16 protein-coding genes are annotated in these 12,605 nt (G+C 65.0%); 9 read left to right on the top strand and 7 right to left on the bottom strand.

The window, feature by feature from the left end:
* Positions 1-67: 67 nt before the first annotated feature.
* From EN846_RS08785 to EN846_RS08815, 7 genes are all read left to right on the top strand, one after another.
* On the top strand, positions 68-538 hold the full coding sequence (locus EN846_RS08785) for a hypothetical protein (RefSeq protein WP_127286382.1): 471 nt from the start codon (positions 68-70) through the stop codon (positions 536-538).
* A gap of 94 nt (positions 539-632) precedes the next feature.
* Positions 633-953, top strand: coding sequence for a hypothetical protein (locus EN846_RS08790; protein WP_245478317.1), 321 nt, complete (start codon positions 633-635; stop codon positions 951-953).
* Positions 920-1,459, top strand: a complete 540-nt coding sequence (locus EN846_RS08795) for a hypothetical protein (RefSeq protein ID WP_127392281.1) — start codon at positions 920-922, stop codon at positions 1,457-1,459. The genes EN846_RS08790 and EN846_RS08795 overlap by 34 nt, the downstream gene beginning before the upstream one ends.
* Positions 1,434-1,916 (top strand): hypothetical protein, encoded by a 483-nt coding sequence (locus tag EN846_RS08800; RefSeq protein WP_127392280.1) that lies wholly within the window; start codon positions 1,434-1,436, stop codon positions 1,914-1,916. Before EN846_RS08795 ends, EN846_RS08800 begins: the two co-directional genes overlap by 26 nt.
* 90 nt (positions 1,917-2,006) lie before the next feature.
* Positions 2,007-2,909, top strand: coding sequence for a ribokinase (locus tag EN846_RS08805; protein ID WP_127286386.1), 903 nt, complete (start codon positions 2,007-2,009; stop codon positions 2,907-2,909).
* 5 nt (positions 2,910-2,914) lie between these two features.
* Complete coding sequence (locus tag EN846_RS08810; RefSeq protein WP_127392279.1) at positions 2,915-4,366, top strand: amidase; 1,452 nt, start codon at positions 2,915-2,917, stop codon at positions 4,364-4,366.
* Positions 4,367-4,470: 104 nt separating this feature from the next.
* Positions 4,471-5,085 (top strand): LysE family translocator, encoded by a 615-nt coding sequence (locus EN846_RS08815; RefSeq protein ID WP_127392278.1) that lies wholly within the window; start codon positions 4,471-4,473, stop codon positions 5,083-5,085.
* Positions 5,086-5,221: 136 nt separating this feature from the next.
* Here EN846_RS08815 and EN846_RS08820 read toward each other — a convergent pair whose 3' ends face one another.
* Positions 5,222-6,163, bottom strand: a complete 942-nt coding sequence (locus EN846_RS08820) for a nucleoside hydrolase (protein ID WP_127392277.1) — start codon at positions 6,161-6,163, stop codon at positions 5,222-5,224.
* A 153-nt stretch (positions 6,164-6,316) separates the two neighbouring features.
* Here EN846_RS08820 and EN846_RS08825 point away from each other — a divergent pair, with 153 nt between their 5' ends.
* Together EN846_RS08825 and EN846_RS08830 are read left to right on the top strand one after the other, a co-directional pair.
* On the top strand, positions 6,317-6,742 hold the full coding sequence (locus tag EN846_RS08825) for an Hsp20 family protein (protein WP_126058304.1): 426 nt from the start codon (positions 6,317-6,319) through the stop codon (positions 6,740-6,742).
* A gap of 166 nt (positions 6,743-6,908) precedes the next feature.
* Positions 6,909-7,166 (top strand): DUF1150 family protein, encoded by a 258-nt coding sequence (locus EN846_RS08830; RefSeq protein WP_127286971.1) that lies wholly within the window; start codon positions 6,909-6,911, stop codon positions 7,164-7,166.
* A gap of 75 nt (positions 7,167-7,241) precedes the next feature.
* On the opposite strand, the gene ptsN is transcribed toward EN846_RS08830, so the two are convergent.
* The 6 genes from ptsN to lptC all read right to left on the bottom strand — a co-directional run bounded on the left by ptsN (position 7,242) and on the right by lptC (position 12,465).
* Entirely contained in the window at positions 7,242-7,706 is a 465-nt protein-coding gene (gene ptsN / locus EN846_RS08835; protein WP_006200387.1) for a PTS IIA-like nitrogen regulatory protein PtsN, read from the bottom strand.
* 61 nt (positions 7,707-7,767) lie between these two features.
* Entirely contained in the window at positions 7,768-8,352 is a 585-nt protein-coding gene (raiA, locus tag EN846_RS08840) for a ribosome-associated translation inhibitor RaiA (RefSeq protein ID WP_127286970.1), read from the bottom strand.
* Positions 8,353-8,636: 284 nt separating this feature from the next.
* Complete coding sequence (rpoN, locus tag EN846_RS08845) at positions 8,637-10,166, bottom strand: RNA polymerase factor sigma-54 (RefSeq protein ID WP_135860064.1); 1,530 nt, start codon at positions 10,164-10,166, stop codon at positions 8,637-8,639.
* Positions 10,167-10,362: 196 nt separating this feature from the next.
* Complete coding sequence (gene lptB, locus EN846_RS08850) at positions 10,363-11,181, bottom strand: LPS export ABC transporter ATP-binding protein (protein ID WP_127309347.1); 819 nt, start codon at positions 11,179-11,181, stop codon at positions 10,363-10,365.
* A complete protein-coding gene (locus EN846_RS08855; protein ID WP_127282412.1) occupies positions 11,181-11,765 on the bottom strand; it encodes an LptA/OstA family protein in 585 nt (194 codons plus the stop codon). The genes lptB and EN846_RS08855 overlap by 1 nt, the downstream gene beginning before the upstream one ends.
* Positions 11,752-12,465, bottom strand: a complete 714-nt coding sequence (gene lptC, locus EN846_RS08860) for an LPS export ABC transporter periplasmic protein LptC (protein ID WP_127282411.1) — start codon at positions 12,463-12,465, stop codon at positions 11,752-11,754. Before lptC ends, EN846_RS08855 begins: the two co-directional genes overlap by 14 nt.
* Between the last annotated feature and the right edge of the window lie 140 nt (positions 12,466-12,605).

A 12,605-nucleotide genomic window follows, 5' to 3' on the forward strand; every position in this document is an offset into this window, starting at 1 on the left:
TTAACCACGACAAAGCGAAGATACCTTTGCATTAAGTCGGACCAGCCGGCTTGATAGGAGGGTCTCGATGAAGTTCTTTCGCGCCGTCATCGGTGCGGCACTGCTGGTCGCCTGTATCGACCAGACCGCATCGGCCGCCACCGGAAACGTGTTGTTCAACGGCACGATCACCGCGACCTGCACGATCACGATCAATTCCAACGGCACGATGACCGTCAGCACCAACCTTCAGTCGCTGAGCTCCCACAATGCCGGCGGTTCAGCCGGCAGCGCCCAGGTCGACACCACGGGCGGCGTCACGCTCAGCGTCGACCCGGTTACGACCACCACCGTGCCGGCCTCGGATGTCACGGCCACCACATGGACCCCGACCTTCGCCACCTCCGGCGCGCAGACGATTGCCGAAACCGGAACGGCGACCGCGCTGACGGTACCCGGCACATCGACGGTCGCCGTCAACCTTGCTGGCACCAAGGGCGGCTCAAACCGCTTCTCCGCCGGCAACTACCAGGCGACCGTGACATTGCGCTGCGAATAGCCTCTCGCGAAAGGAGCGATCTTTGAGAAAGATTGGAACTCTGGCGGCGGCGTTGGCCGCCGTGCTGTCTCCCATCGCCGCGACGGGCCAGTCGATGACGCCGATGCGCGGCGAGGTGAGGTCGTTCACCGATGCCTTCGCCGTCCGGGTCTTCCCGGGCAACCCGTATGACCAGCGCATTCGCGTCGAGGTTCATGTCTACGACCAGGATTTCCAGCCGGTCGCCGCCAGGATCACGCCGAGCGCCTTCCTTTTGGCCGGCCAGGCATCGCGTCCGGTCCTGGTGGTCGTGCCGTTCGACGGCGCAACCGAGCGTAAAGTGCGTATCTGTACCGAGAGTATCCCCTTTCCAAGCGAGCAGACGCAGATAAGGGCACAGATATGCGGAAAGTTCTTCGGACATCGCAGGTCCTGACCCTTGCCTTGCTGCCCGCCTTGGCGGTCGTGAGTCAGGGGTTTGCCGAGGACATACTGAACCTGAACCAGAACCAGACGGGCTTCACCCTGCCCGGCGTCACTCTGCCCCAGGGCCAGGACGAGGTTCACGCTTCCGACGGCACCACCTGCCGCTCTTCGGTTTCCGGCAGCGGCGCCTATCTCGATGTCGGCGTCATCAGAGGCAACAACAGCAGCCAGTCGAACAGCGACCTCGCCACCTATGGCCGCGTGGTGGTGCCGATCGGGCGGACGCCGAAGCGCGTCGATTGTAGCCGCCTCTACGAGCTCGAGGTCGAGCGCCTGCAACTGGAGCTTAAGCTGCTCAAGATGGGCCTCGGCACCGACGGCCAGACGACGGCAAGCGTGCCTGCCGCCCCTCCGACGGCCGCTCGCGCTCCCGCGGCCGCATCGGCCGGATGGGCCAACGAAGGCTGGAGCATCAGAGGGACAAACGGCGATGGCAGGAAAAGGAAGAAGAAATAGCCGCGCCCTGCTGGCGATGGCAGCACTTGCCGGCCTCTGCCTTCCGACCCAGGCGGCGGTCGTTGGCACCTGCACGATTGTGATCGGCGCCTCCGGAACGATGAAGCCGAATCCCGCCATCAACATCTTCGGCTCCAAGCAGGCGGGCGGGTCGAGCGCCGGCGCCACCATCACCGCAAGCTCGCTGCTGTGCACGATCCTCAACCTGATCGACTGCTTTTCTGTTTCGGCGCCGGCGCCGATCGCCTTCACCTCCGCTCCAAGCGGTGGCGACACCAACGTCACTTTCGCCACGGTCTTCCGTCTCGACGGCTCGGGCACGGATATTCCCGGCAGTTCGCCGCAGCGTGTAATCAACGGCACCCACACCATGCAGGTCGACCTCACCGCCACCAAATCGCCGGGCATCTTTCCCGCCGGCAGCTACCAGGGCACGGTCACCGTGCGCTGCGAATGAAAGCGTGGCGGCTCGCGCGGAACTGCTCAATGGGCTGGCAACCGGCACTCTTACGGGCTAGCTTCCCGCCCATTAAGCAGGAGGCACTTCTTGATTATCGTAGTCGGCTCGATCAACCTCGACCTCATCGCCAATGTCGACCGCTTGCCAGCGCCTGGCGAGACGGTGCGCGGTTCCGCTTTCGCCACCGCGCCCGGCGGCAAGGGTGCCAACCAGGCGCTGGCCGCCGCGCGCGCCGGCGCCAAGGTGAGGATGGTCGGCGCCGTCGGCAAGGATAGCTTCGCCGCCGAGGCGCTGGCTTTGCTCACTGGCAAGGTCGATCTCTCCGGCATAGGCGAGAGCTTCGCCTCGACCGGCACGGCGCTGATCCTGGTCGGCGCCGACGGCGAAAACGTCATCGCCGTGGTCCCGGGCGCCAATGATTCGGTGCTGCCAGGCGATATCGCCAAGGCACAGCTCAAGAAGGGCGACGTCGTGCTGCTGCAGCACGAGATCCCCTTGCAGACCGTTGACGCCGCGCTGGAGGCGGCGCGGGCGGCCGGCGCCGTCAGCGTGCTCAACACCGCGCCGTTCCGCCCCGAGGCGTCCGAGCTTCTGGGCAAGGCCGACTATGCCGTCGCCAACGAGACCGAATTCGATCTCTACGGCGAGGCGCTGTCGCTCAGCGGCCGCGACCGCCCGGCGCGGATGCGCGACTATGCCGGCAAGACCGGACGCGCCATTGTCGTCACCCTCGGTGGCGACGGCGTGCTCGCCGCGACGCCCGACACCTTCCTGACCGTGCCGGCGTTGAAGATCACTCCGGTCGATACGGTCGGCGCCGGCGACACGTTTTGCGGCTATTTCGGTGCCGGCCTGTCGTCGGGCCTGCCACTCGAACAGGCGCTCGTCCGCGCCGCCGCCGCCGGCTCGCTCGCTTGCCTGAAGCCCGGCGCCCAGCCGGCGATACCGCTGGCGAAGGACGTCGACGCCGCCTTGTCGGCCGCCGGGTGACGGCCATGCGTCCGGCGACCAGACATGCCGTCCCGCCCGCGGGCGATATCTGCCGGCTGTCCGCCGTGGAGCTGGCCGGCGCAGTCCGTGAGCGCCGCCTGTCGGTGCGCGAGGTGGTCACCGCCTTCCTCGACCGCATCGAGGCGGTGAACCCGCTGGTCAATGCCATCGTGTCGCTGCGCGACCGCGCCGATATCCTCGCCGATGCCGACAGGGCCGACGCCCATCTGGCCCTCGCCGGCAAGGCGGGATCGCTGTTCGGTCTGCCCATTGCTATCAAGGACCTGGCGCTGACCAAGGGCCTGAGGACCACTTTCGGCTCGCCGATCTTCGCCGACTTTGTCCCCGGCGAGGACGATTTCTTCGTCGAGCGCGTCCGCAAGGCGGGCGCCATCATCATCGGCAAGACCAACGTTCCCGAATTCGGACTTGGCTCCAACACCTACAACAGCGTGTTCGGCCCGACGCTCAACGCCTTCGATCCGCTTCTCACCGCCGGCGGCTCGAGCGGCGGCGCTGCGGTGGCGCTGGCGCTCGACATGCTGCCGGTCGCCGACGGCAGCGACTTCGGCGGCTCGTTGCGCAACCCTGCCGCCTACAACAACGTCTACGGCTTCCGCCCTTCGCAGGGACTGGTCCCGGCCGGGCCGGACATCGATGTCTTCCATGCCCAGATGGGCGTCGAAGGGCCAATGGGCCGCAGCGTCCGCGACATCGCCCTGCTGCTCGACGAACAGGCCGGCCATCATCCGCGCGCCCCACTGTCGCACGACAAGCCGGGTTCCTTCCTCGACGGATTGTCGACGAAGGCGACTGGCGGCCGCATTGCCTGGCTCGGCGATCTCGGCGACCATCTGCCGATGGAGCCTGGCATCCTCGACCTTTGCCAGGCCGCGCTCGTCCGCTTCGCCGACGCGTCGTTCCACAGCGAAGCGCTGGTGCCGGATGTCGATTTCGAGGCGCTGTGGCAGGCCTTCGTCACGCTGCGCCAGGCGAGCAGCGGCTGCGCGCTCAAGGTCCACTACGACGATCCGGCCAGGCGCAAACTGCTGAAGCCGGAGGCCGTGTGGGAAGTGGAGCAGGCGATGCGCCTCACCGCGCCCGAGATCCATGCCGCCACGGTACGGCGCTCGTCCTGGCACCGGACGCTGCTGTCGATCTTCGATCGCTTCGACCTCGTCGCGCTGCCCACCGCGCAGGTCTTTCCCTTCGAGGTCGCCACCCGCTGGCCGCGCGAAGTGGCCGGGCACGCCATGGACAGCTACCATCGCTGGATGCAGGTCTCCGCCTTCGCCACGCTCGGCGGCTGTCCGGCGCTCAACGTACCCGTTGGCTTCGACGGCAAGGGCCGGCCGATGGGCATGCAACTGATCGGGACGCCACGCTGTGACCTCGCTGTGCTACGGGCCGGCGCGGCCTACGAGGCGACCTTGCCCTGGCAGGCAGGGGCAAGCTGAGGACCGCCTGTGGCGGCAGGCTGGCGCTTGCGCCGGCCTCGGCGCCGTGCATTGATCGCGTTCGGCCGCCGCCGGATCGGCGCCATCCTGCTTGAGGGAAGACCATGTCGCTGGAACTCTACGCCACCTACGTCGTCGCCTGCATCGTCATCGTCCTGGTGCCCGGCCCGACCGTCACGCTGATCATCGCCAACAGCATCCGCCACGGCTCGCGTGCCGGCCTTGCCAATGTCGCCGGCACCCAGGCCGGCCTCGCCATCATGATCGCCATCGTCGGCATCGGCCTCAACACGCTGATCGCCGGCATGGGGCACTGGTTCGAATGGGTCAGGCTGATCGGCGCCGCCTATCTGATCTGGATGGGCGTGCAGATGTTCCGTTCGAAAGGCACGCTGAACCCCGACGGCTCGGCCAGGAAGCCGCGCGGCGGCTTCTTCCTACAGGGTTTCCTGGTGGCGATCAGCAATCCGAAGACGCTGGTGTTCTTCGGCGCCTTCTTCCCGCAGTTCATCGCGCCCCAGGGCAACTACACGCTGCAGATCGTGGTGATGGGTCTCACCGCGATGGTCTTCGCCGCGATGTCGGATTCCACCTACGCGCTTGCCGCCGGCCGCGCCGGCCGGCTGCTGTCGGCCAGCCGCATCAAGCTGATGTCCCGCATCAGCGGCAGCTTCCTGGTCGGCGGCGGCCTCTGGCTGGCGTTCTCGAAGGCGAAGTAGCGCCTACCTTCCCTCGCCCCGTTTACGGGGAGAGGGTGGTCGCCAAGCGATCGGGTGAAGGGCAGCGCCAGGATTGCTGGCAAAACACCGACATTCGCGCCGCCCCTCATCCACCTAAACGGGGAGAAGGAAGCTTTCAGAGCCGCCCCAGCCTCTCGACCAGCAGCGCGAAAAACGCGTCATGGTCGATGTCGCGCATCACCATGGCGTTCGTTTCCCGCTTGGTCACGCCCCACCAGTCGATCACCGTCATGCCCATGGTGAGCTCGGAAGAGGTCTCGACGCTGACATTGCAATTGCGGCCCTTGAACAGCTCGGGCTTGATGAGATAGGCGATCACGCACGGATCGTGCAGCGGCCCGCCATCGGTGCCGTACTTCTCCTCGTCGAAACGCTCGAAGAACTCCAGCATCTCCGACGTGGCGATGCCCACCCTGGTGCCGAGGTCGCGGAAAGCCTGCGTGCGCTTGGCCGTGGTCAATGCCTTGTGGGTGACGTCGAGCGGCATCATCACGATCGGAACGCCGGATTTGAAGACGACGTCGGCGGCGTGCGGGTCGACATAGATGTTGAATTCGGCGGTCGGGGTGACGTTGCCGCCCTCGAAGAAACCGCCGCCCATCAGCACGATTTCCTTGATGCGCGGCGCGATCCGCGGCTCGCGGATCAGCGCCAGCGCGATGTTGGTGAGCGGTCCGAGCGGGCAGAGCGTGATCGTGCCGCTGTCTTCGCTCATCAGCGTCTCGACGATGAAATCGACGGCGTACTGATCCTGCAGCGGCATCGTCGGATCGGGCAGTTGCGGGCCGTTGAGGCCGGTCTTGCCATGCACTTCCTCGGCGGTGACGAGCTGGCGCGCCAGCGGCCGGATGGCGCCGGCATAGACCTTGATATCGGGCCGGCCGGCCAGCTCGCAGATCTTGCGGGCGTTCTTCTCGGTCAGATTCAGCGGCACGTTGCCGGCAACGGCGGTGATGCCGACGATCTCCAGCTCGGCGCTGCCGAGCGCCAGCAAAATGGCGACGGCATCGTCCTGGCCGGGATCCGTGTCGATGATGATCTTGCGTGACTGCGGCATTTCAATTCCTTCTGGGAGTCTTTTTGGGCGGGGTTTTGGGGCGGGGTTTGTGATGGCTTGAACTTGTCCGCGCGGCGGACCATATCAAGACAATCGGGAAAAATGCCATCCGGGTTTTTCCAGTTTATGTCGCTCTCCAGAGGACACTGTAACATGAGCCGAATGACGCCCTTTTCGAGCCCGCTTCTCCTGGGCTTCGACACCATGGAAAAGACGCTCGAGCGTCTGGCGAAGTCCGGTGACAGCTATCCTCCTTACAACATCGAGCGCCTCAGCGGCGCCGACGGCATGGCCGAAAGGCTGCGCATCACGCTCGCCGTCGCCGGCTTCGCCGAAAGCGACCTCGATGTCACGACGGAGGAGAACCAGTTGATCGTGCGCGGCCGTCAGACCGACGATACCGAGCGCGAATTCCTTCACCGCGGCATTGCCGCGCGCCAGTTCCAGCGCTGTTTCGTGCTGGCCGACGGCATGCGGGTGATCGCGGCGGAGCTGAAGAACGGCCTGTTGTCGATCGATCTCGATCGGCCGGAGGTCGAGCGGCTGGTACGGAAAATAAACATATCGGTGAAAGACTGATCTTTACCGCTGCATCGGCCGGAAAATCGGAATCGATTTTCCGAAAGCACGATGCAGCAGACTTGAAGTTAGAGCGTCCTTTGTGCGTCCAACTGGACGCACGGCGCTCTAATGGCTCTCATGCGGGGCGGCCTTGGACGGCGTCCTCGCGTCAAGGAGGCTTGAAATGACCAGAACCGACGAAACCTCGACCATGACCAGCGGCGAATTCGCCCATCTCGGCGAAGGCTCGGTCGCCTATCTCCGGAAAGTCTCGAGCGACGATTTGCGCGGCCGCTTCCCCGGCCTCGACGAAATCGCGCCCGGCATGGAGCTGTGGGCGCTGTTTGCGGCCAATGGCCAGCCGATCCTGCTGTCCGACGCCCGCGACCGGGCGCTGGCTGGCGCGCTGGAGAACGACCTGACCACCGTCGCCATTCACTGACGGCGGTCTGTCAGGGTCCAAATGGAAAGGGTCGCTTTTGGCGGCCCTCCGAAGGTTTTAATCCCGAAAAGAGCTTCAGGCCGCGTGCGAGGCCTGCGTGTCCGACAACAGCGCGTGGATCGCCACCGCATCGCGCGTACCCCTGATCTTGGCCACGGTGTCGGCGTCGCGCAGCACGCGCGCGATGCGCGACAACGCCTTGAGATGGTCGGCGCCAGCACCCTCCGGTGCAAGCAGCAGGAACACCAGGTCGACCGGCTGGTCGTCCAGCGCCTCGAAATCGACCGGCGTTTCCAGCCGGGCGAAGACGCCGGCGATCCGCTTCACCCCGGCGAGCTTGCCATGCGGAATGGCGATGCCGTTGCCGACTCCGGTCGAACCCAGCCGCTCGCGCTGCAGGATGGTGTCGAACACCTCCCGCTCCGGAATGCCCGAAATCGCCGCCGCCCTCTCAGACAGCAATTGCAGCAGCTGTTTCTTGGAGTTCGCCTTCAACGCCGGCATGATCGCCGGAACGTTGATCAGATCGCTAAGATCCATGCCTGAAAAATCCCTTGTTCGCCCGCCGCAGCCAGTCCTCGCCCCCTCGCGCGGCTGGCTGCTATCCCTGTGCGACTTTGGTCGTGGACGGGTCGATCCAGCCGATGTTCCCATCCGGCCGGCGGTAGACGATGTTGAGATGCTCGTTCCCGGCGTTGCGGAACACGAAGACCGGGCTGTCCTTGGTGTCGAGTTCGATGACGGCGGACGCCACCGACATGGTGCGCAGCGTCATGGTCGACTCGGCGACGACCGCCGGAGCGAAATTCTCCGGAATCTCCTCGTCGTCGTCGGCGAGAGGCGCCATCACCGTATAGGCGATGTCGGTTGGCTCGCCATTGCCGTTGCCGGAGTTGTGCGATTTCAGGCGGCGCTTGTAGCGCCGCAGGCGGGTTTCGAGGCGATCAGCCGCCGCCTCGAAGGCAAGCGTGGGGTCCTGTGCGTCGCCCGTCGCCTGCAATGAGGCGCCGGAATCGAGCCGGATCATGCAGTCGGCCGAAAAGCGCGACCCCGATTTGATGACCGTGACATGCCCTGAAAAACCGCGATCGAAATATTTCCCGATCGCCTCGCCGACACGGTCGTTGATGCGCGTACGGAACGCATCGCCGATGTCCATGTGTTTTCCCGAAATGCGCAGTTTCATCTGAAAACTGACCTTCCCTACTCAGGCTTCAAACTGTCCCGAGTTTATACTCGTGGTCCGCGCGCACAAGCTTTGCGGCGGCGCTCGCGCCGATTTTAAATCCGAACTTTCCGGTTGATCACAAGTTGCCTTCTGGCCGTCGCGAGGCCTTCGCTGTGACGGACCCATCCGCTTGCGGGTTTCAGGCCCGCCTCATGCGGGCGGGCTTCTAGACACTTCATTGCGGCTTGTCAATGAAGCTCGAAAACTGTGGAAATCCGCGCCGCGGCCGTTTGACGGTGCGGTCAGCGCCCGGCGCTGGCGATAGCGCGCTTTTCACGCCGCCGCTGCACCGAGGAGGGAATATTCATGCCTTCCCGGTATTTGGCGACTGTACGGCGGGCGATGTCGACGCCGCTTTCCCGCAGCATGTCGACGATGGCGTCGTCGGAGAGCACGTCGACAGGCTTTTCCTCATCGATCAATTGCTTGATGCGGTCGCGCACCGCTTCCGAGGAATGCGCCTCGCCGCCGCCCGCCGAGGCGATGGAAGCGGTGAAGAAATAGCGCAGTTCGAACACGCCGCGCGGCGTCAGCATGTATTTGTTGGCCGTGACCCGGCTCACCGTCGATTCGTGCATGCCGATGGCATCGGCCACCGTACGCAGATTGAGCGGCTTGAGGTGGCGCACGCCATGGACCAGGAAGGCGTCCTGCTGGCGAACGATCTCCGAAGCGACCTTGAGGATGGTCTTGGCCCGCTGGTCGAGGCTGCGCGTCAGCCAGTTGGCGCTCTGCAGGCACTCGGCCAGGAAGTCCTTCTCCGCCTGGTCCTTCGCGTGGCCCGAAACCCTGGCGAAATAGACATTGTCGACCAGGACGCGCGGCAGCGTCTCGGCATTGAGCTCGACTGCCCAGCTGCCGTCGTTGGCGGCACGCACCTCGACATCGGCGACGATGGCGTCGCTGGCGCCGCCCGAAAACGCCATTCCGGGCCGCGGATCGAGGGCCCGGATCTCGGCCAGCATGTCGAGCAGATCCTCCTCGTCGACCCCGCAGATCCGCTTCAGCGTCTGGAAATCGCGCCGCGCCAGCAGCTCGAGGTTGGCGACCAGCGCCCGCATCGCCGGATCGAGCCGGTCGCGCACGGCAAGCTGCAGCGACAGGCATTCGGCGAGGTCGCGGGCAAACAGGCCGGCGGGTTCGAACGTCTGGCAGATCACCAGCACCTTGGCCACCGCCGCTTCGCTGGCGCCGAGGCGAGCCGCGATCTCGGCCATGTCGGCGCGCAGATAGCCGGCTTCATCGAGGCCATCGGCAAGCTCCCCGGCAATCAGCCGCGCCGCCGGGTCGGCGAAGGCGAGCGCGATCTGCTCGCCGACATGTTCGCGCAGCGTGATCGCGCTGGCGGCCATGTCGCCGACATCGAAACCTTCGGGCGAGGACGCGCCCATGCCGCTGCCGGAAGCCGATTTCCATTGCGCGCTGAGATCCGGACCGAGCCGCTCGCTGGTGCCGGGATCGTCGGGAAAGAGATTCTCCAGCGAGGAATCGAGCTTGTCCGAGATCGCTTCGGCGCTCCATTCGGTCTCGGCTTCGAACCAGTCGCCGTCGGCGGCGGTTTCCGGCGCGGCATCGCTCTTCTGCGCCAGGTCGCTCGCCGCGTCGTCCTGCGGCTCGGCGCGCTCCAGCAGCGGGTTGCGCTCGATCTCGTCATCAATGAAGCGCTCGAGCTCGACATGGGTGAGCTGCAGCAGCCGGATCGACTGCATCAGTTGCGGCGTCATCACCAGCGACTGGGACTGCCGTAGCTGTAATTTCGCCGCCAGCGCCATGGTTGGTTTTCAAACGCCTCTACGCACAGGACATGCCGGAACGAGTTTTTCCGACCGGGACAAACAAACTGGCCCGGCTTTTGCTTGTCAAGGGAAACGGTAGCAAAACGCGCTTACCGGAGCGTTATTTCAGGCAAAAATCGGACAAGAATCCCAAAAATCGCCGAAAAATTGCGTCGGGAGCTGGATTTCCTGTTTAGAGGGTAAAACCCTCGCCGAGATAAAGCCGCCGCACATCGGCATTGGCGACGATCTCGTCGGCGCGGCCATGCGTCAGCACCTGGCCGGCGTGGATGATGTAGGCGCGGTCGATCAGGCCGAGCGTCTCGCGCACATTGTGATCGGTGATCAGCACGCCGATGCCGCGCGCGGTCAGGTGCCGCACCAGCTGCTGGATATCGGCCACCGCGATCGGGTCGATGCCGGCGAAAGGCTCGTCGAGCAGCATATAGGCCGGGCGCGTGGCGAGCGCGCGCGCGATCTCGAGACGCCGCCTCTCGCCACCGGACAGCGACAGCGAGGGCGCCTTGCGCAGATGGCTGATGTGGAATTCCTCGAGCAGCTCGTCGAGGCTGCGCTCGCGTGCCTTGCGGCTCTTCTCGACCACTTCGAGCACGGCGCGGATGTTCTGCTCGACGCTCAAGCCCCGGAAGATCGAGGCCTCCTGCGGCAGGTAGCCGATGCCGAGCCGGGCGCGGCGGTACATCGGCATCGAGGTGACGTCGAAGCCGTCGATCTCGATCGTGCCTTCGTCCACCGGCACCAGGCCGGTCACCATATAGAAACAGGTCGTCTTGCCGGCGCCGTTGGGGCCGAGCAGCCCGACCGCCTCGCCGGCGCGCACGCCAAGCGTCACGCCGCTGACGACCTTGCGGCCCTTGTAGCTCTTGGTCAGGCCCTTGGCGATCAAGGTGCCCTTGAACTTGGCGGAATCGGCGGAAACCGTAGCCGGCGCCGCTGGTTTGCCGGCGGCCCGCCCCGGAAGGCGAGCCAGCAGCGACGATACGCCGGCCATTATTGCTTCGGCGCTCCCGACTTCGGCGGCGGGGTCATCGACATGATGACGCGCCCGCCACAGCCGTCGACCTGAGCGAGGCCGCTCTTCATCTGCACGGTGAGCTTGCAGCCCTTGAGCACGTTGGGCCCCTGCGACAGCACCACTTCCTTGCCGGAAAGCACGAGCACCTGGCTCTTCATGTCGAACGTGCCATTGTCGCCGGTGGCGATCTGGTCGTTCGACTTGATGTAGACCTTGTTGTCGACCACAAGGTGGTCGATGTTGGCCGAGCCGGTCATCGCCGACGCGCCGGCGGCGGCGCCCTTGGCGGCATTGGGATCCTTGACATAGTAGACCGTCATCTTGCCGGCCTTGAGCGTGGTCGGCCCTTGCGTCACGGTGACATTGCCGCTGAACACGGCGACGCTGTCGGCCTGGCGAACCTCGAGCTTGTCGCTCTCGATCTGGATCGGCTGATCGCCGGAAAGCTTGAGGCCCGAGACCTGGCTGGTCGTGCCGGACTGGGCAAGCGACGGCGACGCGCCGAGCAGCAGCAGCACCGAAGCCGCGCTCAAAAGCCGTGCCATACTATTGCGACGCATTCGATTCTCCGCCCTGTTGCTCTGCCGCCTTCAAGCTGGCGGGATCGATGTTGACGCGCACCTTGCTCTCGAAGACCAGGACCTTGCCGTTGTCCTGGACCGCCATCGAATCCGCCGTGATCCGCGAGCCGCCTCGGCTGACATCGACCGGATCATCCGTCTTCATAGTGCCTTTGCCCATGTCGAGGAAGACCGATTTGAGCTTGGCCTCGATGCCGTCGGTCGTCGTCACCGTAATGTCGCTGGTCAGGCTCATCGTGTTGCCGTCGCGGTTGTAGACGCCGCGCGTGGCGTTGACGGTCGCCACATTGTCCGATGTCAACGGCAATTTGGCGTTGATCCCTTCAAGATCGATGATCCCTTGCTTGCCGACGTCCTGGATGGCGCGCAGCGCCGTCAGCGAATAGGGCAGCTTTTGCTTGGTGAAGCCGTTGAGCTTGGGGTTGGCCATCACCAGCTTGCCGTCGGCAAAGGCGCTGCCTTCGGCCTGCACCGAGATCGACACCGGGGCGGCAAGATAGGAATAGACCGGAAAGGCGATGGCGATGCCAGCCGCAAGCAGCGGCACAGCGAATTTCAGCACGCGCACCCGGCGCGAATGCCGCTGCGCGCGGTCGAACGCATCACCGCGCGTGCCGGCTGGCGCCGCTGGCGCCAAAGCCGTCTCGGCATTGGTCGTTTCGTTCGATCGCGCTAGCATGACTAAATTCTAATAAACCCTTGCCCCGCCAAATCACCGCCTATAGGTGGGATGTCGGCCCCCGTAAGCAAGCACAAGCGGAGGAAAACCGCAAAAATGTGACGGCTGCCGTTGTACAAACGGAAGTGAAGTCGACGCAA

Source organism: Mesorhizobium sp. M4B.F.Ca.ET.203.01.1.1 (genome assembly GCF_004791025.1).
In the GTDB taxonomy this organism is placed as follows: Bacteria; Pseudomonadota; Alphaproteobacteria; order Rhizobiales; family Rhizobiaceae; genus Mesorhizobium; species Mesorhizobium abyssinicae.

What these genes read in the sequence shown, in the direction of transcription:
- EN846_RS08785 (WP_127286382.1), top strand. Translation starts at nt 68, where the DNA reads ATGAAGTTCTTTCGCGCCGTCATCGGTGCGGCACTGCTGGTCGCCTGT.
- EN846_RS08790 (WP_245478317.1), top strand. Translation starts at nt 633, where the DNA reads ATGACGCCGATGCGCGGCGAGGTGAGGTCGTTCACCGATGCCTTCGCC.
- EN846_RS08795 (WP_127392281.1), top strand. Translation starts at nt 920, where the DNA reads ATGCGGAAAGTTCTTCGGACATCGCAGGTCCTGACCCTTGCCTTGCTG.
- EN846_RS08800 (WP_127392280.1), top strand. Translation starts at nt 1,434, where the DNA reads ATGGCAGGAAAAGGAAGAAGAAATAGCCGCGCCCTGCTGGCGATGGCA.
- EN846_RS08810 (WP_127392279.1), top strand. Translation starts at nt 2,915, where the DNA reads ATGCGTCCGGCGACCAGACATGCCGTCCCGCCCGCGGGCGATATCTGC.
- EN846_RS08815 (WP_127392278.1), top strand. Translation starts at nt 4,471, where the DNA reads ATGTCGCTGGAACTCTACGCCACCTACGTCGTCGCCTGCATCGTCATC.
- EN846_RS08820 (WP_127392277.1), bottom strand. Translation starts at nt 6,163, where the DNA reads ATGCCGCAGTCACGCAAGATCATCATCGACACGGATCCCGGCCAGGAC.
- EN846_RS08825 (WP_126058304.1), top strand. Translation starts at nt 6,317, where the DNA reads ATGAGCCGAATGACGCCCTTTTCGAGCCCGCTTCTCCTGGGCTTCGAC.
- EN846_RS08830 (WP_127286971.1), top strand. Translation starts at nt 6,909, where the DNA reads ATGACCAGAACCGACGAAACCTCGACCATGACCAGCGGCGAATTCGCC.
- ptsN (WP_006200387.1), bottom strand. Translation starts at nt 7,706, where the DNA reads ATGGATCTTAGCGATCTGATCAACGTTCCGGCGATCATGCCGGCGTTG.
- raiA (WP_127286970.1), bottom strand. Translation starts at nt 8,352, where the DNA reads ATGAAACTGCGCATTTCGGGAAAACACATGGACATCGGCGATGCGTTC.
- rpoN (WP_135860064.1), bottom strand. Translation starts at nt 10,166, where the DNA reads ATGGCGCTGGCGGCGAAATTACAGCTACGGCAGTCCCAGTCGCTGGTG.
- lptB (WP_127309347.1), bottom strand. Translation starts at nt 11,181, where the DNA reads ATGGCCGGCGTATCGTCGCTGCTGGCTCGCCTTCCGGGGCGGGCCGCC.
- EN846_RS08855 (WP_127282412.1), bottom strand. Translation starts at nt 11,765, where the DNA reads ATGCGTCGCAATAGTATGGCACGGCTTTTGAGCGCGGCTTCGGTGCTG.
- lptC (WP_127282411.1), bottom strand. Translation starts at nt 12,465, where the DNA reads ATGCTAGCGCGATCGAACGAAACGACCAATGCCGAGACGGCTTTGGCG.